This is a genomic window from Vibrio splendidus, assembly GCF_002873455.1.
Lineage (GTDB): Bacteria > Pseudomonadota > Gammaproteobacteria > Enterobacterales > Vibrionaceae > Vibrio > Vibrio splendidus_J.
Genome location: NZ_MCUN01000010.1, coordinates 483539 through 506347 on the forward strand (window position 1 = coordinate 483539; position 22809 = coordinate 506347).

Consider the following 22809-nt stretch of genomic DNA (forward strand, 5'->3'; position numbering starts at 1 on the left):
AATGAGCCCAGACAAGCTCTACAAATTAGATTTGCTCAACGAAACCCATTAGATGTTGTTTCACTTCATCCGATGCGAATGCGCTGTCTACAGAGTACTTGTAGATTTCTACGTAGTCTTCTTTCGTTAGACCGAAAGTCTCGCATACACGCTTCACTTCGTTAGTCATTGTTGTGTTCGATACCGTGCGGTTGTCTGTGTTAATAGTCACAACGATACCGTCTTTCTTGAATTCAGCAATTGGGTGGTCGCTGAATTTGTGAATACATTTGGTTTGAACGTTACTTGTTGGGCAAGTCTCAAGTGCAACTTGCTTCTCTTTAACTATGTTGTATGCGTCTTCGTTACCTTGGATATGAACACCGTGGCCGATACGCTCAGCATCCAACATAGTTACTGCATCGTAAACGTTTTGACCATGCCATTGCTCACCAGCGTGCACGGTAATGCGGTAGCCTTTTTCAAGAGCGTATTGTGTGTATTCTGGGAATTCAGCGCAGAAGCCTGGCTTTTCGCCACCTGCGATATCAAACGCAACCACACCTTTACCTAGGTAAGGTTGGCCTGCGTCGATCACGCCTTTGATAGAGTCTTTAGGGAACATACGAAGCACAGACATGATGTAGTTGCCCTTAATGTCGTATTTCTCTTCTGCGCGCTTCATGCCTTTAACCGCACTTGAGATGATCACATCAAGAGACAAGCCTTTGTTTACGTGAAGAATCGGTGCAAAACGAACTTCTAGGTATTTAACGTTCTCTAATGCTGCGTCTTCGTAAAGCTCAAAAGAAATACGCTCAATCGCTTCTTCAGTCTGCATCACTTGTAGCGGAAGGCTGAAACAAGCTAGGTACTCATCTAGGTTTTTGCAATCTTCAGGCACCGTTAGAGATTGAACAACCGCATCGCGATCTTCAGGTAGTTCGATATTGTACTGTTTAGCCAGGTCAATAATCGTATCTGGGCGAACACTTCCGTCTAGGTGGCAGTGTAAATCAATCTTTGGTAGTGCTAGAAAATCCATGAGTATTCCTTAATTCTATTATGCTTTGAGTGTGTTAACTCACATGCGCTAAATTTACCAAGACAATGATATGATTTAAAGTGACAATTAATCATCATTAATCTGAATATAAGGAATATCATGGTAGATGTTAAGAGCTTACTCAAATGTGATATGAACTTACTGTTGTGTTTACACGTGTTGCTTGAAGAGCGTAGCGTGAGCAAAACGGCAGAGCGATTGTTCCTTAGTCAGTCAGCGGTGAGTAAGCAACTCACCAAACTGCGATCTTTGTTTGATGACCCTTTATTTGAACGTGAGTCAAAAGGTCTGTTTCCCACCCCGAAAGCCACTTCCCTGGCCCCTAAGATTCATCAGATTCTTTTGCAAGTTGAACAGCTAACCGTGCCGGACATTTTTGAGCCGAAAGACAGCGAGCGCACTTTTAATATCGATCTTGTTGAAACCGCTTATACCGCGATTTACCCAAAATTTATGCCTAACGCGTTGGCCGATGCGCCAAATATTACGGTAAACAGCACAACTTGGAGTAGCGAAACTTTTAAGCGCTTACTGAAGCGTGAGGTCGATTTTGGAATTGGAATTTTTGAGCTAGATGAAAGGGCGAGCACCCATATTCAAAACATCCCTGCCGAGCTAAACTATGTCGAATTACTGCAAGATTACTCTGTGTGTTTGATGCGTAATGATCATCCAGTGCTTCAAGAAGAGTGGAATCTGCAAGCTTTCCTCAAATACCGTCATATTCAGTTAGTGACCGGTGGCGTTGGCGACTGGCTGCTACTTGAAATTTTGCAGGCCAAACAGCTTCAAATTAACAAAGCCGCCAACGTGTCGGACATCACCAGTGCAGTAAAGCTGTGCAAACAAAGCGATTTGCTGATGTGTTATCCGTACAACTCGGTTCGTGACTATATTGAGAGTGGTGAACTGGTGATGAAGCCGATTCCTATTGAGTTGGTTCCCGGCGGCTTGTTTCTGCTTTGGCATCGTTATTTTGACTCTGAACCAAGCCACAAATGGCTTCGCGATTTAATAGTCAATAAGACCCAAGAACCTCAGCTGTAAACTGCGAATTACGATGATCGAAAAGGTGAGATAACATTTTTAAATTTGTTTCGTCTTTTTTGAATGAGCGTCGTCTTACTACGGGTGCCAAATGCCCGTCAGAATGAGATATCTAAATGAATCCAATGCCATTGATTCCGCAACAAGTAATTGAAGACGCGTGTGAGTGGGCACTCATGCACGGTGTTGCTTTTCGTCAACCAGACAATACCGCGAGACATTGCCCTTTTAGCCTTGCTCCTATGACAATGGAACGTGATGTGTATGAACACTTACTTCGCGTGACACCGCTAATTACTAAGTTGATCAGTAACGTGTCGGAAGATCATGATTTTTTACAGTCTTCATTGAGTGACATGGCGCAAGCCGATCCGTTCTTTGGCCGCTTGATGGAGCTGCATAAACAAGCTCACGGCAGTGCAGATGAACGCTTGAACCCTGCTCGTCAGCCACTGTTGTTAATGCGCACTGATTTCATGGATGACCGTCAACACGGCGCAAAAGTGATTGAGTTTAATGGCATTGCTGCAGGCATGGCACCGTTTGGTCAGCGTGCAACTGAGTTCCATTCGTTTATGCAGAACCAGTGGCCAGAGACGTATAAGAAGTGGTTAGAAGACCCAACGGCAACACCGGCTGAAAACCAAGGCTTAACGCAGCTAGCTTATGGTATCGCTGATACTGCAAGGCAAGTGAAAGCGGATTTTAATGAACAAGGTAAACCGATTTTCTTGATGGTGGTACAGAAGAACGAAGACAATGTTTATGACCAACACCTACTTGAAGTTGAGTTACAAAAACAGGGTGTTCGCACGGTTCGCCGTACCTTTGAACAACTCAGCTCTCAGCTTTCTTCAGGTGATAACAAACGTTTATTACTCGAAGGTATTGGCGCTATCGATGTGGTGTATCTGCGCGCTGGCTATCAGTATTCAGATTACTGGGCTCCAGAGCTAAACGAATCGGTTTGTTGCCACACGCTAAGTCAGACTCGTTTGTTTATGGAGCAACACCATGTCGCTATGAACGCAACCATCAGCCAGCAATTGGCGACCAGCAAAACCATGCAAATGCTGCTGACCATGATGCCTGCGTCAGAATACGGACGTTGGGGTTTAACACTAGAAGAGGCTGAATTGGTTAAGAGTGTATTGGCGGACATGAAACCAATCACCAGTGAATCGATTGAATGGTTTAACACGCAAGCCGACAAGCAAGAATGGGTGTTGAAAAACCAAGGCGAGGGCGGCGGTCATTGTGTATTCGGTAACGATATCAGTGAGCAACTGAGCCTGCTTAAGCCAGAAGAATACGATGCATGGGCATTGATGCAACGCTTGTACCCACATGAACGAGACGTACCTACTATTGCAGTTCGTGACACTCAGCAAACGCTAGTGACAGACTTAGTCAGCGAAGTCGGTCTGTTCACCGCTTATTACAAAGGTGAACCAGTCACTGAGCTAGACGGCTACGCGGGCTACTTGATTCGCAGCAAACCCGCCAGCGAAAACGAAGGTGGGATCCATAGCGGTAAAGGGATTCTCGATTCGTTGGTGTTGATTGATTAGTTGACGGAGAGAATTATAAAAACCAGAACCGATATTCTGGTTTTTTTGTCTCTGTAATCCGTAAACTGAGTATTTGGATAACAATAATCACGCCCCTAATTTAGTAAAAGCCAGTGGTGTTTGTCCGGTTTGTTGTTTGAAAAAGGCAATGAAAGCGCTGTTCGAAGAGAACTCTAGGTAGTGCGCTGTGTCGGTAACGGTTCGGTTTTGAGCAAGCAGTTCGATGGCCTTAATCAAACGCCATTGTTGACGCCAATCTTGATAGGTCATGCCAGCTTCGGCTTTAAATAGACGAGTGATGGTTTTGCTACTGGCTCCAACGGATGATGCCAATACATTCAACGGAGGAACGATAAAATCAGCTTTGTTGAGTTGCGCGCAGAAACGCGCCAATCGTCGGTCTGTTGGGAGTGGAAGCATTAAGGTTTGGTGCGTTAAGGAATGGAATTCTTCCCAAAAAAGCGCAGACGTATTGAGTGTCTTGTGCTCCGTGATATCCCACTCCCATAATGCGATCTTATTGATGAGCGCTTTCAGTAAATCGTTAACCTTAATCGTTGTGATTTCTTTTGGGCACTCAAATACATCGGTATCAAAATACAGAGAACGATACGCGACCACGTTGGTCATTTGTGCTCGGTGTGGAACATGTGGCGGGATCCACACAGCCTTAGTCGGAGGCAGAATACACAAGGCATTATCCAGTGTTAAGGTAATGCAGCCTTGCGGTGCATAAAGTAATTGCCCTTTGCGATGCTGATGAACACCTGAATCATGCTGTCCTAGCTCTGCCGCTATTCCCACTACGCTTGCTTTAATGCTATCTGCGTCAAAAGCACAGCTGTCATCGATAAATGCCATTTGTCCTAATCTTGTTGTTTTTGGTTTTAATGTTGTTAACGAGCCAAGGTTAGTTTCCTCTAGACTTCCCGTCAAGTTCACTGGTCTTGGAAAAATGATGAAAACAAAACCTTCTTTATGGCAAATGGTGCTGCTGTTGATGTTTCCTCAAATCGCAGAAACCATCTATAGCCCGACTCTGGATTCAATATCGAAATCCTTTGGTGTTAGTTACACACAAGCGGCACAAACCCTCTCGATCTATTTCTCCGCATTTGCGTTGGGTGTGGTGGTATGGGGCGTGTTGGCTGATAAATGGGGACGTCGCCCAACCATGTTATTGGGGATGGGATTATTCGCCTGTTCTGCACTCATTGCCATGCAAACCAATAGCTTTACGTGGTTGATGATAGCAAGAGCGATGGGCGCTTTCGGACTTGCGGTTGGCTCTGTCGTTACTCAAACCATGTTGCGAGATGCCTTTAGCGGTACAGAGCTAGCCAAGGTGTTTGGTTACATGGGGATGGGGCTGTCGATTAGCCCAATCATCGGGTTATTACTAGGTGGTCAATTGAGCGAGGCGGGTGGGCATCAATATGTGTTTACTGCCTTGTTTATTATGGTATTGGCGTTGTTGGCACATAGCTTATGGTCGCTTCCTGAAACGCAACAATCAAAGCAACCGTTGCAATTAAAATCGCTCAGTATCCACATGATCAAAGACGGCGATATTTGGGTATCGGCACTGCTTGTCGCATCGTTCAATATTGCGCTGTTTTCGTATTACCAACTGGGTTCATTCATCTTCTTACAGCTTGGATTCAGTATCGAGCAGTTTGGCTATAGCGGTGTCGTACTTGGGTTCGGAACCTTACTGGGAAGCTTGGTTAATAAGGCGTTATTGAAGCGACAAGTGTCATCTATCTCTTTGATTAGCTTGGCGGCAGTGCTTCAAACGGTAGGCGCGGTGGGTGTGTATCTTTCACAACACACGATCTGGTTCTTGGTTCCGATGATGTTGGTGGTTATGGCGTTTGGCATTGCGATCCCTAATGTATTGAGCCGAGCATTGGTACGTTACCAATCTCAAGCAGGAAGTGCAGGCGCACTGTTTGGTTTGATGTATTACACCTTGATTGGTTCAGGGCTCGCTTTAGCGGGAATGATTCAAGACTTAGGTGTTGTCTTGGTGCTTTGTGGCGCGTTATCGGTGTTGGTGACGATACGCAGTCGACTCTCGCTGTAACGGTAAATCTCTCATTCATATTGATAAATTCCGCGTCCTATTTGATGCGGGATTGATCATTTTATCCCTTCGTAAGTATGGATATTGACATAGGTAGAATGATCGCTCTACTATGTGTGTAGAACAATCATTCTACCTTTAGTCAGGTATAAAAGATCAGTATGTTAAGAGAACAAATTGCAGAGAGCCTTGAGGTTGCGTTTAGTCAGCATGGTTTTGCAGAGCCGAGTGTGGCTAAACTGAAGACGGCGTGTAACGTGAGCCTGCGTACGCTCTACAAACATTTTCCATCGAAAGAAGCGATGATCGTGGGAGCCTTAGAACATCGTCATCACCGTTACCTACATTTTCTACTAGAAAGTGCGCCTGCTGATGGTCTGGCATCCATGCTGGATATCTTCGACAAGTTACAACAGTGGATGGAAGAGTATGCACCGCACGGTTGCATGTCGATGAATGCGATGGCTGCTTTTCCTGACAACGAGATAATCAATCAAGCTGTTACTGAACATAAACGAGAAGTAAAAGTACTTCTGGGTAAACAGAGTCAACGAGACGATCTGGCTTCAGAGCTCTTCTTACTCCATGAAGGTGTATCAAGCGCATGGCCAGTGTTAGGGCAAGAAGCGGTGACATCAGCACAGAATATGGTGAAAAAGTTACTCAAGGAAACACGATGAAATTCGAACTACCAAAAACGATGAAAGGCGCGGAAATGCTAGGACACGGCGGGGCAGACATGCTGGGATACCGTGAAGACATTGCTGTACCACAAATTGATCCCAATGAAGTGCTGATCAAGGTGATGGCTGCGGGCGTGAACAACACCGACGTCAACACTCGAATTGGTTGGTATGCAAAAAGCGATGATTCAGACGATGCAAGTTGGTCTGGCGAAGCGTTGAAGTTCCCTCGTATCCAAGGTGCTGATGTGTGTGGCTACATCGTAGCCGTTGGTAGTGAAGTTTCTGCTGATCGTATTGGCGAGCGTGTTCTTATCGAACCTTGTTTAACGGAAGTGTATGGACGAGATCTACCACAGCCATGGTATTTCGGTTCTGAGTGTGATGGTGGTTTTGCTGAATACACTAAGGTTGCTGCAAAGCATGCTTACGCGGTGAACAGTTCTATGTCGGATGTAGAGTTGGCGTCTTTCCCATGTTCATACTCGACCGCAGAAAACATGCTAACTCGCTCTAATGTGGCTGAAGGTGATCGTGTGCTTATCTCTGGTGCATCAGGTGGTGTGGGTTCGGCGGCGATTCAACTAGCGAAAGCTCGCGGCGCGTATGTTATTGCCATTACTAGCCCAAGCAAGAATCAACCGTTACTTGAACTTGGTGCTGATGAAGTGATTGCTCGTGATGCTGATTTAGTGGAAGTGCTAGGGGCAAACAGTGTACATGTGGTTATCGACTTGGTTGCTGGTGACAAGTGGCCAGAATTTCTTGAAGTGCTGAAGCCACATGGTCGTTATGCTGTATCAGGTGCAATTGGCGGCGCTATGGTCGAGCTTGATGTGCGAACTTTATATCTTAAAGATCTGAGTTTTTTTGGTTGCACGGTTTTAGAACCACAAGTATTTCAAAATCTTGTGAACCGTATTGAGAAACAGCAGATCGGCGCAATCGTCGCACAGTCTTTTCCATTGGTTGATATCCATAAAGCACAAGACGAATTCTTGAAGAAAAAACACGTAGGCAAGATCGTACTGGAAGTGGCTGAGCATTAATCGTAGAAAGTATTAAAGTTCAAAGCCATGTATATAAGAGCGAGCAAGGTTGAATTGCTCGCTCTTTTTGTTTCCATAGAGTGCGAGTTTGAATGGGTTAGGTTAAATATTGATTGGTTCAGTTAAAAACCTTGTCGAGTAATAGATCCTATACAGTGAAAATATAAGTGATTCATCTATCAATGTATGGTTTATGAATAGGCTGTGCGATAATCGCCGCCGTTATATATCCCGATCGGTTTTATATTCATCTAGGAGTCGTATTGATGTTTAAAAGGGTATTGCAGGCACTATTTTCCCCTTTCGTTTCTAATCAAAGTAAGCCAAATGAGTCTTCAAAAAGTGTCTCTCAACCGTTTGTCTCTAAAACAACTATTTCTGAGCAGCGTAAGCCTGACCAGCAAGCGCAAGTCACTCCCCGCTCTTCAATTTTTGTTCCGCCTTCGTCCGCTCAGCCATCATCACTTATTGTCGATAAAGCAATAAGCGTTCACGATGGTGAGTTTCTTGATTATTTGTTTGGAGAATCACGTCTTCGAACGGAGTCGGACCCGTTTAGTGATTTTGTAGCCTGCCAGATTGAACGTTTGATTCGTTCGCCAAAAGCTTTGTTGAATGAATTGCCAATCATGCCAACTTCTGTGACGACGTTAATGGCTGAATTGCAAAGTGACGAGTTTAATGTCGATGCATTGCTGAAAGTGATTGAACGTGAGCCGAGCATGGCAGCCGATGTAATTAGATTAGCGAACAGCGCTTTTTATAAACGTAATGAAAAACAGGTGACGGACTTAAAGACCGCTTTCTTAAATATGGGCTCTCAAGGGCTCGTTGAAGGAGTGGTGAATTCTTACATGAAGAACTTTACGCCGGGGAACAATATTTATTGGCGTCATTTCGGTGAGAAAATTTGGAATCATAGTATCCAAACTGCGTCTTTTTCTAGAGAGTTGATGAAAGAGTCTTTATCTCAAGAAGATCAAACTGCAGCGTACTTTGTCGGGTTGATTCGCAACCTAGGCAAGATGATCATTTTCCAAATGATGGTAGAAGCCTTCAAGCATGTTGACCCGTCTGTTCCGCCTAACTCGTTAGCATTGAAGCGCTTAATGAATAGCTATTCTATTCGTTTGACTTACACCATTGCTAAGTTCTGGGAATTACCTGAATCTGTATTGACCGTGATTGGTTATCAAGAATCGAGCAGATATGAATGCACGCCGCTTGGCCAGGCGGTATTTGAGGCCAACTATCTGAGCGAGCTGCAATATTTGTTGGAAGCACAAACTATCGAAGTAGAGCAGTTTAAGAGCCGATGCAAGGAAACACTGTCGTCTCCAGCGGCATACAAAGTGGCGAACCGTATCTATAAAGAATCTGAATTGGCGCTAGTAGGATAATAACGGCTGGCGTTGGCTAGGTTGATTCTGAAGTCGTCATAAAGCGGTATTTTCTAAATGATCTTACTAAGCAGTAAGACCATTTTTGTTTCAATTATCGATTAAGGGATCTCAGACAACTCTTGTTTTAGGCTGTCGATGTTACGCAGTTCTTTTTCGATCTTACCTTCATACTTTCGAATCTTATCCGCTCTGTCATCTCTTTTTGCTTCTTCTAAGTCAGCTTGGTACTCAGCTAAATCTTGTTCATTGGATTCAATCTTCTCGCGCAGATCATCCTTCAAGCCTTCATTGGTGCAGTTCTTTTTCGCGGCTTTTAACGCCGTGCTTAATCGCTCCACTTTGTACTGATTGTCGTACTGCTCAGCTTTCTTTATTTGATATTCGATCTCACAGAACTTCTTCTCACAGCCTGTTAGCGCATCGCATTGGGAGCTCGCCATACTGTTAAAAGAGAGTGCGCAAAGAAACAGTAATGAACCTTTTAGCTGTCGAGTCATGGTTTACCTTCTTATTGGGTTTATTTAGCTTGTGCTTATTTTTGTTGAGTATCACTTCCAAAGGACATTAGCACCCGATGACCTTGCTATTGGCAGAGGAGTGTTAAAGATAAGTCTTTGTGACCAATGGATTACCTTTACTAAGACTAGACTGATAAATGACTAACCCACAACTTGTCGAGTTCGCACCAACCGAAACCATTCACTTGCGCGCCGTGTATCTTTTCAGAAATTTCCAAGTTAAATGACTCTTGTTTGAGCTCAACCACAATCTCAGCTTCGTTTAACCAATGTCTCATTGCCAACAGCTTACTCGTTGCGAGTTTGATGTTTGGTTCGCGTCGAATTGAGGCCAAACTTTCACTAAGATTTTCGAACATCTCGGGGGGCAACGTTAAGTCCTCAAACGGGAAACGAGCGAAGAAGCTAAACCACGAAGTGAAGGTGTCGTTCTCATCAATAATGCTGCATAGCGCGACGTCTTTGGGGGTTAGATAGTTCCCATACTCCACACTAACGTGGCTCTCGCCAGACACCGATAACTGCTTGAAAAGGGTTTGGCATTCAGAAGTATCTTCAACAGTGAATTTGCGAAGGGGTTTAGATAATTTTGGGTTCTGAACCTTGAAAAACGTTGAGCCGAAATCTGGTTGGGAAGTATGGTCATTGCCACGCACGGTGAGTGTCTTTTCGGGCAGTTTCACGCAAACTTGATTTTGCGCGCAAGCTTTGCTCTGTGCCCATTCTGGGTAGACCCACAACTCGACTCGATTGAGGATGGGTGTGTTGTGTGAATACGCGTTATTACGGCTTAATCTCAACATCTTGCTTGAGAAAATGTCTAACGAGAACGCGCCAGAACCAATCAGCCTATCCGTCGCTGATGAGTGATCAAATACGGAGGCTTCGGCTCTGGCAAGTAAGCGCGGTAAATGCCAATCAGGTTGATTCAATTTCACGACAATCACATTACCTGCCGAAATTGAAACCTCATCAATATGCTGATAGCAGCGACGCCATATTTTGTTTTGGCAGAGCAAGTTAAGGTTGCGTGCTATGTCTTGAGGCTCGAGTGTTCGACCGTTATGGAACTGAGCACCATTGCGAATCTGAAAGCGCCACTGTGTAGCGTCTTCATTAGGTTGCCAATGGTAAGCCAGATCGCCGCTGAGTTTACCGTGCTTAACTGAGGTTAGGCGTTGGCAAACTTGCATCACTAAGAAACGTTCGGTGCGTCTAAGCACACGTTGAGGATGAAGAGCCTCTAATTCTCGGTGAAAGGGGATGTACGCAATATTCTGCGCCGACGAATTGGTGCTACTTAGAAAGGCTTGCAACTCAGCGCCAGCATTGCGGCCATTGAAGCTTAAGGTGCTAAACACCTGCTCTATGTTACCCGCGTCGGCTTGGGTTTGTGCGTATTGGTAACATGCTTCAATGGGCTCAACCAGACATGTGAGTTGTGCTTTCTTGCTGCGGCCTGAGCTAGCTTGCCACTCAATCCAACCTTGCGCTGTCATCGCTTTGAGTAAGGTTTGAACGTGACGTTCACTCACGTGCAGCAGAGTGGCCAGTTGGTTGACCTGACAGTGTGATACTCCAGGCCCAAAAGCCTGAAATATCTTTTCATACCGTTCAAGCTTGCGCTTAAGGTTGCCCAATTTGCTTTTCCTAACGACGAGGTTGAGTTAAAGGTTGGTAGCCAGAGTCAATGAGTGCTTTTTCCATCGTATCGAGAACTTGAGAGGTTATCTCTGAGCTTAGGATATCCGATTCCGTTTTGCCTTGAAGCACCAAATCTGAAAAATGGTCGATTTCAAATTCGAACCCATTGCCCGTCACTCGTGTGTTGATGGTCGACTTCTGCCCTTGATGTTCAATCTCAATAAAGGCCGGGTTCCACCATTTTTCGTGAATGGTGATCTTGGTATCAGGCCCTCTCAAATGTGCTGACCGGGGAAGGTTTTGCACTGTTGATGCCGATATCTTACCGTTCATATCACCAGAGAAGGTAAAGCATGCATCGGTATCAACATTCGCCCCCTCATACAGACATGACATCTCTACATGAGGCTTTGAAGGCTTCACACCAAGTGTGCGGCACAGATCGTAGAAGAACCAAAGCCCATAGACGCCGACATCGAGCGTTGCTCCGCCTGACAAATCCGGATTGAAGATAAACAAATCGGGCTCATAGTCGTGATGGTTACCAAAGCTGGCTTCGATTGAGTCTATCCGAATGTTGTTGTCGACCAAGAATGATTGGAGCTCACGATACGCGGGAAACACCACGGTTTTCATTGCTTCTAACAGCATCACGCCATTTTGTTTCGCGAGGGCTTTCATCTCAAGCCAATCACCAAGATTAGTGAAAGCCGGCTTCTCGACCAATACGTGCTTATTGTTCTTTAGAAACAGTTCGGCGAGTGGCTGGTGGTATGGGTGAACCGTAGCGATGTAAACCGCCTCAACACTTGGATCATGCGCCATTTCTTCATAAGAGCCATAAGCCTTGTCGCAACCAAACTTGTTGGCGAACGTGGCTGCGCGGGAGTGATCTCTAGCGGCAACCGCATAAAGTTCACCATGCAGGCAGTGCTCTGTTACAGCCGTTGCGAATCGATTGGCGATATTGCCTAGGCCTGCGATGCCCCATTTAATTTTGCGTTGCGTGTCGCTCATCAGTTACTCCAAATCGTTGTTTTGTCTCAGTGTACTCAGAGACATCACATACAAATAGAGAACAGATTTCTCAACCTGTTCTCTATTTATTTATTCTAGTTGAAGCTCTGGCTTAGCTCTGTATGGAGCGTTTCCAATCAGCTAGGGCTTGAATGTGTTTTGGCCCGATGCCACAGCAGCCTCCGACGATATTCGCACCCAATGCGTGCCAGCGTTTGGCGTAAGTTAAGTAACCTTGGCCATCTAACTCACGCATTTCTTGAAACATGTCATTCGCTTCATGTTCGCTGCTGATAGGTGCAAAGTTATTGGCGTAGACACCAATTTCTAAATCACTGCCTAGTTCACCAATCACTTTCTTAGCATCGATAATGGCTTGATCCATCACTTCAGGCACTGAGCAATTAAACATAATGCCTTTTGCGTTTGATTGGCAGGCAAGTTTGATCGCGTTTGCTACGCTCTCGCCAGAACGAATGTTAGCAGAATCGCCCTTGGTGTCTTCCAAACTGAATGCGTAGTAACACGGTTTATCTGACTGCTTGAGTACTGCATGAATGGATTCGAATTCTTGCAGGCTACAGATGGTTTCCGCTATCCAAAGATCGATGTTTGGATCTTGAGCATCGCAAAGCGTTTGAATGATTGGTGCAGCTTCTTCTACTTTAAACAAGTCTGGTCGGTAGCTGCCAAATGGCGGTGGAATCGCGCCCGCTACTTTCACTGTATGAGGAGCATTTTTTGCAACTGCTTTAGTCAATTCGCCAGATAGTGCAGCGAGTTCAAAGCCTCGTTGTTCAAAGAGCGCTTCACCCAAATGAAAAGGCACACACGCGTAGCTATTGGTGATCAGGATTTCAGCACCTGCATCGATAAAGTTTTGATGCGCTTGGCTGACAAATTCGGGTGCTTCAATCAGCGCTTGAGCACTCCAAAGCGGTTGAGAAAATGGCGCGCCAATTTCTTTGAGTTCTCGGCCCATGCCGCCATCAAGTATGGTTAGTGTTTTCATATTCAATACTATCTAAACAATTGCTGAAGTTCTGCCGCCACCATATCAGACAACCTTGTCAGACAGAAGCTATCAAGCCCCTGAGTTATCGAGAAAAGGTGTTGGACTGTTTTGGAGATAGCCACGGCACAATTTAGATTACCCTTTCCTAATAATGTGCACCACCACACGCATCAATATCTATACGTATGAGTTGCATATTTGCTATTGTAGTCAGCAGGTTAGAGCGAGTTACCGACTTATGAAGTAAGACTTTACCGTTTTGGTCTACGGCATGAAGGCTAAAGTGGTTTTTCGCTAGGTTGATACCGCACAAGCGTGGCAGATCCTTGGAAGGGGAATCCATGTCATTCGTTGTATTTTTTTGAGGTCAGTATGCCTAAAGTTTCCTTAGTCGTTGGTAATGGTTTTTCTATTAGTTTTGGCTATTTTTCTGGATTAGTTAATCAGCTTAATTCCCAGGAACCTATTACGTGGGATGTTACATGCCCCTCAACGGGGAAAGCTCTCTTAACTAGTCTGCATAGATTAGAAGCTCTGTACAAATTAAATTCAGAGAAACCCCACTTTGAGGTGTTTAAACTAGCCTTAGACGAAGACTACTGCCACAGTATTGGTTTAGATAGCTTCAAAACAGCTCTTGAATCGAGGCATTTCTTAACGATTGCATTTTCAATGTATAGTCAAAGACAACGTAAGTTATTTTCTACTGACTGGTCTTGGTTTCGATGGTTAAAATTACATAGAGATGAAGTTACGGCTGCATTTTCGTTGAATTATGATTTACTTCTTGAAACCGCTTTAGACCGTTTAAGTCGAGAATACTACTCTCTCCAAGTTAACCATCATGGCTATGGCATTCCGTTAGTCAAACCACACGGTTCTGTGGATTTTGAAATTACGCCTAATAGTATTTTTTATACACCTCAGTATCCTTTGAGTAACTTTGTTGACCTGAACGATACTGGAATTATCAGGCTTGAGGAGCATGAGCTTATGTCTCCGAGAAGACAGGCTCTATGTATAGTGCCAAATGAATCGAACAAATACGCTTCATATCAATGGGTAGCACCTGCTAACCAGTGGTTTGAAGGCCAGCTAAAAGGCAGTGATTATTGTTTATTCATTGGTATATCTTACTTCGAGTGCGATAGACTTGAATTAGATAAAATCGTCGACTCTCTCCCAAAAGATTGCGTTATTGTTGTTGCGAATCCATTTCCACCTAAAGCATTTATCGACAAAATTAGTGGCAGACCATATATCATCTGGGATAACCCTGAAGGACCGGTGGATCAGAACGGGGCAATATTAAGTTTAAAATGCTTGGCTACAGGGAAAGCATTGAGGAAATGTTTTTGTCGAAGTGGAATTCCTTACCAGTATTGTTGTTGCCATTAAAAATATAACGAATGTGTACGACTACTTTACGTCGTAAACTGAAGTTGATTAATCTTTTAGGTAACTGATATGGCATTCTCTGAAATCGAACAAAAACGATATGAAAAAGCAGTTGGTAGCTATCTCGACTCTCGTCGACCATCTATAGAAGTTAGGGATCAGTTAGATCTGGGGTATCGAATGGATGGGCAGGCAATAGAAATATTCGAGATTCGCCCGAAATGGAACGACCCAAGTGAAAAAATGGAAAGTCCTATAGCCAAAGTGAAGTACTACAAATCACGTAATGAGTGGGCAATCTATTGGATGAAATCTGATTTAAAATGGCACATTTACGAACCGACAACAGAGGTGAAGAGCCTTGAGGCGTTTTTTGAGGTTCTAAATGAGGATGTGTACGGAAGTTTTTGGGGATAACTAGCCCTATCTCTTATCAATCATCAGGGAACGTTAAATGGTAGGTCACCACAATCTGTAGAGGAAAAGTGCATTGAAGTTAACGAATAAACTCGTACGTTACCCGCACATTGATGTTGCTCGTGCGTTTGAAAAAGAAGATGCGTTATTGCAGCAAATACAGGCTGGCGAGATTGGACAAGCCTTAATGCTGTGGCAAGCAAAAACGCCAACACTCGTTTTGCCCGCAGGTAAAAAGTGGCCAGTGACGGTAGAGTCTAGAAAACAATTATCGGAACAAGGTTGGCAACTTACCTCGAGAAAAACCGGTGGCGCTCCCGTTCCTCAACTGCCGGGGATCATTAACCTATCGCACATTTACCATTGGCCTCGTGATGAAGCCTACAATATCCAAAAAGCGTATCGACATTTATGCGATGTATTAACGCTGTTTTTTAAAGAACTGGGCATTGATGTGGATGTACACGCAACTCCCGGTTCTTATTGTGATGGTGAGTACAACCTTAATATCAATAAACAAAAAATAGTAGGCACCGCGCAGCGCGTATTGCTTAAACAAGGGGGCGGCCAAATCGTACTTTCGCAAGCTTGTATCTTGTTAGATGCCGACTTAGAGAACATCGTTGCGCCTGTGAATTTTTATAATCAAATTTGCGGAAATCCAACCGTAGTAGATGCGCAGGTTCATACTCCGTTGTCCGCGCATTTGACGGGCCTCCCCAACGTAGACTCACTCTTTCAGCGGTTAAGCCAAGCTTTCATCAAGTATGCGTAATGTCTTCCTTTCGCTAACGGCATGCCAATTTGTTGGGAGAGGAACCATTTCAATGCTATTGAAACACTGGTTGAAGCTCTCTTGTCACGACATCAGACAGTTTTGGGTTTTAGAGTGCTTCTAAATATGGAGCACCCCTTATCTGGCTAGAGCGGGATTTCAGCTAGAGCTGTTCTGCAAGCAGTTGGTCGAGAGTCGTCACCAGCTTTTGATTTTTTTCCGTATCTAATGCATCAGCATGAGGGTCTTTAAATAGCCCTGAGTCATTATCAAAATACTTCCCAGAAGCGTTGGCAAACTCATCTGACAGTGCAGCTCGGCACAAGATATCAGCGCCAATTCCTAAGTCATTACCTTCCAACCCGTACGCATCCTTAACCAATTTACTGCCAAGAAATGAGGCCGGATTAACGGGAATGATTAGAGGCCCTTGATCTCCCAATTTGTGCGCCAGATGGATTGACCACATCGTTAACGCCAACTTACTTTGTGCGTAAATAGGGCCGTCTAAAGCATCAGGGTTTGGGCTGACAAGTGCCTCGAGATCAACGGATGATTGGGCTGCTGAAGATAGATTAACGATGCGACCGTTGGCATCAAAAAGTGGTAGCAGCTTTTGAGTCAGTAGATAAGGCGCAATGGTGTTGACGGTAAAGCGGACATCGAGATTGTCTTTGGTGGTGATGTCGGAAACCTTGTAGACGCCAGCGTTATTAATTAGTACGTCGAGCTTTTCATGCTCCGATTTTACTTGGTTGGCGAGGGCTTCAACTTCAGAAAGAGAAGAGAGATCGGCAACATAACTTTCGATAATCGCATCCTTGGATAATCGAGAGAGGCCTGTTTCTACTTTGCTGAGTTTTGTTGGGTTACGCCCGTGGATAAGGATGTGATGCCCTTGTTGAGCTAGCATTTTCGCAGTCTCTAAACCGATACCATCTGTAGCACCTGTAATCATGATCTTTTTTCGCATATTCCTTCCTTGAATAAAGAGTCCGGACAACTTTTATAACAAAGTTTCATTGCACAAAGTTTCTACTACTTCACATGCTGAGACATAGAAAGCGCGGATGTGTGTTGCTATTGAGAAACCGTGAAATAAGGGTGTGGTTTAACAAACACAGTACTGTTTTTCAGGGCTTGTTAAGAAAACCTGCTAAATGCTAAATGCTTATTGGAATCTGACTAACGAGCCGCTCTTGCCGCTCGTTTCTGTTTGACACTCTCTAGCATCTTAGAAGGTGTCATGCCGGTCACTAACATGGTGCCGGTAATAACAAGAACTGAGCCGAAAATGGTGTTAAGACCAATTGCTTCATCTAAGAACAGGTTGCCCCACAAGATGCCAAACACCGGAATTAAGAAGGTCACTGATAACGCAGAGGGTGCACCCAATTCCGACACGAGATTGAAGTAAAGCAGGTAAGCAAGTCCAGTACACACGGCGCCCAGTAAGATCACCGATGTGGTGATGGTGAGATCCGGAGCTTCTCTCATCGGCATGAAAAAGACAAACGGCAACACGATTGATACTGCAGCCCACATGCTGCCATGAGCATTATTGAATGCCTCAACTTTAGGCGCTTGTTTGGTATAGTTTGATGCTATTCCGTAACTAAAAGCTGCCATCACCGCAGCAAAAATAGGAAGTACAGCTTCTCGGCCAATGTTCATCGCATCCCAACCGACCAACACACCAACGCCCGCAACCCCAATCCCAAGCCCTAATAGAACTCTCGCCTCGAGTGTTGTTTTGGTCCATATAGCGCCTATGATTGCTGCCCATATCGGAGCTGTAGAGTTAAGGATGGCAAGGGTCGACGCATTGAGAGTTTGAGCCGCATAAGCGAAAAACAGAAAAGGGAGTGCGGTGTTAAACAAGCCTAGAATGAAAAAGTGTTTCGCGTGAGCATTAAAGGAAAGCTTTCTTTTCAGATAAAAAGAAACCAAGAGTAGGGTGACCGCCGCGCACAGAACTCGTGCTTCAATCAGGACTGCTGGGCCTAAAGGATTAGCCGCAATTCTCATGAAAAGGAACGAGCCTCCCCATATGGCAGCTAGCGTTATCAGTTTTAAAAAGCTCACAGTTTAAATCTCGGAATATGTAAAACACTGACTATTGATCAAAGCTATATATTACACAAGCTTAGATGTTAATGCTGTGCAGCTAATTGTTGTGATTTTGATAACTCTACTGACCCATTAAATAGGAACACCTTTGATTGATTCTGTTCTGTTTATTGTTCCTTATTTGATGAGTAATCTAACGTTAGACATCAAACTTAGGTGAACGAAATGAAAATTGAACACATTGCAATTTGGACCAAACAACTCGAAGTGCTGAAACGATTCTATGAAGATTATTTCGGCGCGACATCGAACTCAAAATATCACAATCCAACAAAAGGCTTCTCTTCTTATTTCCTATCTTTCGAGAGTGGTAGCCGCTTGGAGATTATGGAAATGGACTCGGTTCCTGAATCAAAAGATGATATCTATGAGCAGTTCACTGGTTTCATTCATATGGCGATTTCATTAGGCTCAGAACAAGCAGTCGATGAACTCACAAGCCGTTTGGTCGAAGACGGCTATGAGCGCTTAGATGGCCCAAGAAGAACTGGCGACGGTTATTATGAGAGCTGCGTGCTCGATCCTGATGGTAATCGCTTAGAACTTACTGCTTGATAGGGAGAACAAAGCAAACCTGCTAATTCGTTATATTAAAAGAGCAATGAGCGCCTGTTGAATTGCTCTTTATTGAGGGTGTAGTGGTTTAATCAGCACTCCGCTAAGTACAAGTGATTGTTAGATTTGATTGAGGCATCTATGGCGTCTTATCGCTACGTCTAAATGGGTTTGTGAATTCGTTGTTGCCGGGTTCTCACTGGTTTGATTGAGAAGAGTGCCGTTAGCCTTTAGTTATTCATCTCGAAGCAGTGTTTCACTTGTTCTCGCAACTGCTTATGGGTTGCATCATTGAGATAGCGACGGTGATAAGTGAGATGATAGTCTACAGGGGTAAACTCGAATGGAAATTCAAACGATTTGAGGCCAAGTCGCTTTCCCCACCTTTGATACATGCTTTCCGATGTGCTGCCTAGTCGATCACTTTCTGCAACCAATAACATCATACTGGCGATAGAACTCGTCTCTACAACCACGTTACGTTGTTGTGGCTGCCCAACTAGTAAGTAATCGAAGGCAGACATACTTTGGCGTTTCATCTTTATTGCTACGTGTTGCTCGGCTAAGTAGTCTTGTGCGGACAATTGGTCTTGGATGCGAGGATGGCTTTCGTTACAGATAACGACCATTCTTTCTTGATGGACAGGCTCGGAAATTAAGGCGCTAGATTGCCTTGGAAGATGATCGATGACTAGGTGGACCTTTCTTGATGTTAAGTCATCAACGAGCTGCTCATCGCTCAGAGGGGACTCAATAAAGTGACCTGAGATCTTGTCTTCTAATAGGTATAACAGGGACTCGGTGCAGTGGATGACCGGTTTCGCGGCATTACCTGTTACATCGAGAAGTTGCTCGGCTTGAGTAAATCGCTCTGCTAGCCAAAGCCCTTCGGCTGTCAGTTCCACCCCACGACCTTTGCGTATATAGAGTTCATAGCCAACCTCCGATTTTAGCTTTTTTAATGCCATGCTAATACCGGGTTGGGTCATGCCAATGGCTTCTGCGGCCTTGGTGAGCGAGCGAGTCTGACTTAATGCAACAAATACTTTGATCAGATTGTAATCCATGCATGCTCCTGTGGGGTGGCTTGTTTTAGAAACAAAAAAACCTTCTACTGAGGTAGAAGGTTTATAGTATGGTGTTAAGCCCTTTATTTAAAGCCTGACTTTGGTTTTAAATTCTGACCTTGAGCTTTATAGCCTGACCTTAAGCTTTATAGCCTGACCTTAAGCTTTAAAGTCTATGCTAACCGTTCGCGGTAAAGTCAGCCCTTAGCTTGCTGGCTCTATTTCTGGCATGTTGTATTGTTTGAATGCCTGAACGTCAGCGCCATAGGCACGCATTAAAAAGCCCCAATTATCTTCGGTGACGAGCGCAAAGTTCTTAATACCATCGATGTCAGAACATGCCTCTTTAGTACCAAAGTGAACAGTAAAGGTGTTGTCGCTGTTTAGCTTTACATTACCCGAGTTGATCACATTGCTTTCATTCGCCATCAAGTACTTTTCATTGTTGTATAGAGTGATAGACCAAAAGTCTTTCACGTCTGGTTGACTATAGGTCGCGGTATAACATGTCTCTTGGTTTACGCCAGGGTTGTATGGAGCGTACATCGCGTATTGGTCTTCAGATAACCCCCAAGCGCCAGCTGTTGAATAGGTGAACTTCTCCCAATTTTGCACTTTAGCCACGTTATCCGTCATTTGACCAAAGGTATCAGGTAGCGCGTTGTAACCTTGCATAAGCGCGGTACGTACTTTCAGTAGCGTGTCTACATCGTAATCTGGCACTGGGTTGTTCGATGCCGCTTCTAGCGTCATTTTAGGTTGAATGTTATCAACCACATATTGTACGTCTGCATTCGTACCGTCGGTACCAACGCGGATGCCAATCGCCACGTGAGAGCCGTTAAACTCACTGCCATCAAACTCGTAAACACCCCCACCCATTAATTGGGTAGACATGTGTTCTTGCGACACGATTTGCGCCGTGATGTAACGGTCGCCTGTGTTTGGCATGGTTAAAGTAAAGCCCTCACTCGCGTCTACTACGATCATGGTGTAAACCACGTCATTGTTCGGAGATACAACCCAGCGATCTTCGGCTTTGGCTAAGGTAGTAAAGTGGAAGATGCCATTGATACCTTCACGTTTTGCCATGTTGGTCATGAAGTGCAGAGACTCGGCCTCAAGGAACTGTTCTGGTGTCATTCCATAATCGACTGGATTGATGTCCCAGCTTGATGAGTTGATCGGTTCGATTGAAGAAAACGGTTGATGTGATGCTTCAAGCGCAGATGCTGAAGTGCCTGCGAATGCAGAAAAGCTAGTCATGGTGATAAGTGTTGCCAGAAGAGTCTTTTTCATGTGTTACCTTATGAATATCTTTGCAAAAATGGATTCGTTTGAAACAAGGAGAGAATGCCCTCCTTGTTAAGTTCAGCGGTTGCGAAGCGTCAGGTTATTGAACGCTGACAGAGCGAATACCGTCGATAAATTCGATAAATTCCATTTCATTGTTTGGCTTATAGAAGCGCCATACACCCGTCCAACCATCCTTTACATCGATTGAGTGCGATAACTGTGGGCAGTTAAATACAACTTCAAAAGTGTCACCGTTGTCTTTCATCTCTTCATGCCCGATGTAGAAATTGTCTTCTACAATCCAACCCGCAGTATCGTAAGTTGTGAGAGAGAAGAAACCACCGTTTGCATAATCGAGATCGGGCTTTGGCATATTGAAGGTTTGGCACGCTTTATCAGAGCCACCACCTACCACGTATGGTAAGTATTGAGCTTCGTATGATGGCAAGCCGCCATAACCAACCGCTGTCGCGTAGATATATGAAGTTGGATCCGCTTGCTCAATCTCTTTTACAAAAGACATGTGCTCTAGGATCTTCACTTCGCCTTTAACAAACTCCATGACTAGCTGATTACGCAGTGCTTGTACGTCTGCTTCTGAATAGCCTTTACCTTGATAAGGGCGCGAAGAATTAGCCTCGATCTTTAGTTGTGCTTGACGTTCAGTGGTGTCATTACCAGCAATTTTGGTACGCGCAAGCAGGTAAACATACTCACCGTTGATATCATCAGCATTGATGGTTAGTGATTCACCACGAGACACGACCTGGTGCGATAGGTGTTGTTCATCCATCAAGTGGATAATTTGGTAGTGCTCTGAGTTTGGAACAGTAAAGGTTGCGCCTTGTGATACGTCGACAATTGCAATTGAGTACACCACATCTCGGTTTGAGCGAATGACTTGCTGATTATCAATACCTACAGGGGCGTCGTGCATCCATGTGTTTACCCCCGCATTGTTTTGTACGCCAGAAAAGTACCAGTCTGTTTCTGCTTCAACGTAATTTTCTTTTTTTACTTCAGCGGCAATAAGGCCTGAAGAAGCGAATGCCATTAAGGTAAGTAGCGTGGCTTTTTTCATGGATGCTCTCAAAGTTTGATTAACTTATGAATATTATGTCTGTGATTAAGGGTTCTAGAAATAGAGTCGTGATGATTTAAGATATCACTAGCAGTGATATCTTTGTTTGGGGTTTAGTTGGTGTCTGAATTGCTAGATTCGATGGGATAAACGTCGATTATTGGGCTCTTTCATCAACGCAAGCCTGATGGCATCATCAGATGTTAGGATACTGAAATGCTAGGATACTAAGATGGGCGGGTTTGCTAACCCTTCCATCCATTAAACACAGGACGTTTATATGCAGCGCACGTTGAGTTTCATTTTTAGCCTTGGGCTTATGGGGTGCACGGTTTCTGATACTGTCCCAGGGGTTGCTCCATTCTCACAAGAACTTCTACCAAAAGAACCTATAGGTTTCCTAGGTTTTGTGAATCACCAAAAGTGGGCCATTAAGTTTAACGACTGCACGGTCTTCGATTTAACAGGCGCACAACCCTATCAATGGTTTGATCGCACTTTAGCTTCTGTAAGTTGTTATTCGTTTAAGCCTGATAATGCTATCGAACCCTTGGTGACCTATGCTGCCGCAGACTTCGAAAGTAACAAACTGAAATCGATTGACCGCTTTCAAGAGCTGCAGGTATCAGAGTCTGGTTGGGGCAGTTTTCCTATCGTCTATGAGACAAACGGCACCAATTGGTTGAGAGTTAAAGAGGGTTGGATCCACCTCACTCTAGCCGATAAGACTTTGGTTCAGTTCTATCCAGGAACTCAAGACCAATCTAGCAAACACTCACATGATCAATATTTTGAAGAGCACTGATAGAGACGCTGACTTCTGATTAGTCTGTTTTTCGATCAAAAAAGATCGATTAACTATTGCTGAAACCGGTTTCAAAATGTATCGTTGTTCCATGTTGAAATCGGTTTCAGGGCTGCGGAGTTCAAGTTGGTTGTCTTGAACCAGTACTTTTTTAGCGAATCACTTTTTCGCGATTCAATCTCTTAGTGGATCTTTTTTTCTTAGCGA

The 22809-nt window shown here is 44.4% G+C and carries 22 protein-coding genes and 1 pseudogene; 11 read left to right on the plus strand and 12 right to left on the minus strand.

Features of this window, described 5'->3' with window-relative positions; all coding sequences use genetic code 11:
- Positions 1-25 precede the first annotated feature (25 nt).
- Complete coding sequence (gene add, locus BCU75_RS11165; protein WP_102473888.1) at positions 26-1024, minus strand: adenosine deaminase; 999 nt, start codon at positions 1022-1024, stop codon at positions 26-28.
- 120 nt (positions 1025-1144) lie between these two features.
- On the opposite strand from add, the gene BCU75_RS11170 reads away from it, so the two are divergent.
- Both BCU75_RS11170 and BCU75_RS11175 read left to right on the plus strand, forming a co-directional pair.
- Positions 1145-2092, plus strand: coding sequence for a LysR family transcriptional regulator (locus BCU75_RS11170; protein ID WP_102473889.1), 948 nt, complete (start codon positions 1145-1147; stop codon positions 2090-2092).
- A gap of 116 nt (positions 2093-2208) precedes the next feature.
- On the plus strand, positions 2209-3663 hold the full coding sequence (locus BCU75_RS11175; protein WP_102473890.1) for a glutathione synthase: 1455 nt from the start codon (positions 2209-2211) through the stop codon (positions 3661-3663).
- A gap of 87 nt (positions 3664-3750) precedes the next feature.
- Here BCU75_RS11175 and BCU75_RS11180 read toward each other — a convergent pair whose 3' ends face one another.
- A complete protein-coding gene (locus BCU75_RS11180) occupies positions 3751-4524 on the minus strand; it encodes an AraC family transcriptional regulator (RefSeq protein ID WP_102473891.1) in 774 nt (257 codons plus the stop codon).
- A gap of 97 nt (positions 4525-4621) precedes the next feature.
- On the opposite strand from BCU75_RS11180, the gene BCU75_RS11185 reads away from it, so the two are divergent.
- From BCU75_RS11185 to BCU75_RS11200, 4 genes are all read left to right on the plus strand, one after another.
- Positions 4622-5749 carry a multidrug effflux MFS transporter gene (locus BCU75_RS11185; RefSeq protein ID WP_102473892.1) on the plus strand — a complete coding sequence of 376 codons (1128 nt, stop codon included), beginning with the start codon at positions 4622-4624 and terminating at the stop codon, positions 5747-5749.
- Between the two features lie 161 nt (positions 5750-5910).
- Positions 5911-6429: a TetR/AcrR family transcriptional regulator gene (locus tag BCU75_RS11190; RefSeq protein WP_102473893.1), complete on the plus strand. Its 519-nt coding sequence runs from the start codon at positions 5911-5913 to the stop codon at positions 6427-6429.
- The gene (locus BCU75_RS11195) at positions 6426-7481 is read left to right on the plus strand and encodes an alcohol dehydrogenase family protein (protein WP_102473894.1); all 1056 of its coding nucleotides are present in this window, start codon (positions 6426-6428) and stop codon (positions 7479-7481) included. Before BCU75_RS11190 ends, BCU75_RS11195 begins: the two co-directional genes overlap by 4 nt.
- Before the next feature lie 266 nt (positions 7482-7747).
- Positions 7748-8881 carry an HDOD domain-containing protein gene (locus tag BCU75_RS11200; protein WP_102473895.1) on the plus strand — a complete coding sequence of 378 codons (1134 nt, stop codon included), beginning with the start codon at positions 7748-7750 and terminating at the stop codon, positions 8879-8881.
- 101 nt (positions 8882-8982) lie between these two features.
- Here BCU75_RS11200 and BCU75_RS11205 read toward each other — a convergent pair whose 3' ends face one another.
- The 5 genes and pseudogenes from BCU75_RS11205 to BCU75_RS11225 form a co-directional block, all read right to left on the minus strand.
- Positions 8983-9381 carry a DUF1090 domain-containing protein gene (locus tag BCU75_RS11205; protein WP_102465928.1) on the minus strand — a complete coding sequence of 133 codons (399 nt, stop codon included), beginning with the start codon at positions 9379-9381 and terminating at the stop codon, positions 8983-8985.
- A gap of 146 nt (positions 9382-9527) precedes the next feature.
- Positions 9528-11042, minus strand: coding sequence for an SgrR family transcriptional regulator (locus tag BCU75_RS11210; RefSeq protein WP_102473896.1), 1515 nt, complete (start codon positions 11040-11042; stop codon positions 9528-9530).
- 10 nt (positions 11043-11052) lie between these two features.
- The gene (locus BCU75_RS11215) at positions 11053-12063 is read right to left on the minus strand and encodes a Gfo/Idh/MocA family protein (protein WP_102473897.1); all 1011 of its coding nucleotides are present in this window, start codon (positions 12061-12063) and stop codon (positions 11053-11055) included.
- Positions 12064-12175: 112 nt separating this feature from the next.
- Positions 12176-13075 (minus strand): homocysteine S-methyltransferase family protein, encoded by a 900-nt coding sequence (locus BCU75_RS11220; RefSeq protein WP_102473898.1) that lies wholly within the window; start codon positions 13073-13075, stop codon positions 12176-12178.
- Positions 13076-13226: 151 nt separating this feature from the next.
- Positions 13227-13421: pseudogene (locus tag BCU75_RS11225) on the minus strand (IS110 family transposase); the annotation flags it as partial.
- Between the two features lie 29 nt (positions 13422-13450).
- Here BCU75_RS11225 and BCU75_RS11230 point away from each other — a divergent pair.
- The 3 genes from BCU75_RS11230 to BCU75_RS11240 all read left to right on the plus strand — a co-directional run bounded on the left by BCU75_RS11230 (position 13451) and on the right by BCU75_RS11240 (position 15668).
- The gene (locus BCU75_RS11230; RefSeq protein WP_102473899.1) at positions 13451-14476 is read left to right on the plus strand and encodes a hypothetical protein; all 1026 of its coding nucleotides are present in this window, start codon (positions 13451-13453) and stop codon (positions 14474-14476) included.
- A gap of 69 nt (positions 14477-14545) precedes the next feature.
- Positions 14546-14893, plus strand: a complete 348-nt coding sequence (locus tag BCU75_RS11235) for a DUF3024 domain-containing protein (RefSeq protein ID WP_102473900.1) — start codon at positions 14546-14548, stop codon at positions 14891-14893.
- A 73-nt stretch (positions 14894-14966) separates the two neighbouring features.
- The gene (locus BCU75_RS11240; RefSeq protein ID WP_102473901.1) at positions 14967-15668 is read left to right on the plus strand and encodes a lipoate--protein ligase family protein; all 702 of its coding nucleotides are present in this window, start codon (positions 14967-14969) and stop codon (positions 15666-15668) included.
- Positions 15669-15831: 163 nt separating this feature from the next.
- Here the strand turns inward: BCU75_RS11240 and BCU75_RS11245 are convergent, their stop codons facing one another.
- Complete coding sequence (locus tag BCU75_RS11245; protein ID WP_372200258.1) at positions 15832-16641, minus strand: SDR family NAD(P)-dependent oxidoreductase; 810 nt, start codon at positions 16639-16641, stop codon at positions 15832-15834.
- Between the two features lie 212 nt (positions 16642-16853).
- A complete protein-coding gene (locus BCU75_RS11250; protein WP_102473903.1) occupies positions 16854-17753 on the minus strand; it encodes a DMT family transporter in 900 nt (299 codons plus the stop codon).
- 210 nt (positions 17754-17963) lie between these two features.
- On the opposite strand from BCU75_RS11250, the gene BCU75_RS11255 reads away from it, so the two are divergent.
- Positions 17964-18353, plus strand: a complete 390-nt coding sequence (locus BCU75_RS11255; RefSeq protein WP_102473904.1) for a VOC family protein — start codon at positions 17964-17966, stop codon at positions 18351-18353.
- A gap of 230 nt (positions 18354-18583) precedes the next feature.
- Here BCU75_RS11255 and BCU75_RS11260 read toward each other — a convergent pair whose 3' ends face one another.
- The 3 genes from BCU75_RS11260 to BCU75_RS11270 all read right to left on the minus strand — a co-directional run bounded on the left by BCU75_RS11260 (position 18584) and on the right by BCU75_RS11270 (position 21797).
- Positions 18584-19420, minus strand: a complete 837-nt coding sequence (locus BCU75_RS11260) for a LysR family transcriptional regulator (RefSeq protein WP_102473905.1) — start codon at positions 19418-19420, stop codon at positions 18584-18586.
- Positions 19421-19624: 204 nt separating this feature from the next.
- Positions 19625-20719, minus strand: coding sequence for a DUF1254 domain-containing protein (locus tag BCU75_RS11265; protein WP_102473906.1), 1095 nt, complete (start codon positions 20717-20719; stop codon positions 19625-19627).
- 94 nt (positions 20720-20813) lie between these two features.
- On the minus strand, positions 20814-21797 hold the full coding sequence (locus BCU75_RS11270; RefSeq protein WP_102473907.1) for a DUF1254 domain-containing protein: 984 nt from the start codon (positions 21795-21797) through the stop codon (positions 20814-20816).
- Positions 21798-22077: 280 nt separating this feature from the next.
- On the opposite strand from BCU75_RS11270, the gene BCU75_RS11275 reads away from it, so the two are divergent.
- On the plus strand, positions 22078-22602 hold the full coding sequence (locus BCU75_RS11275) for a hypothetical protein (protein WP_102473908.1): 525 nt from the start codon (positions 22078-22080) through the stop codon (positions 22600-22602).
- Positions 22603-22809: the final 207 nt, after the last annotated feature.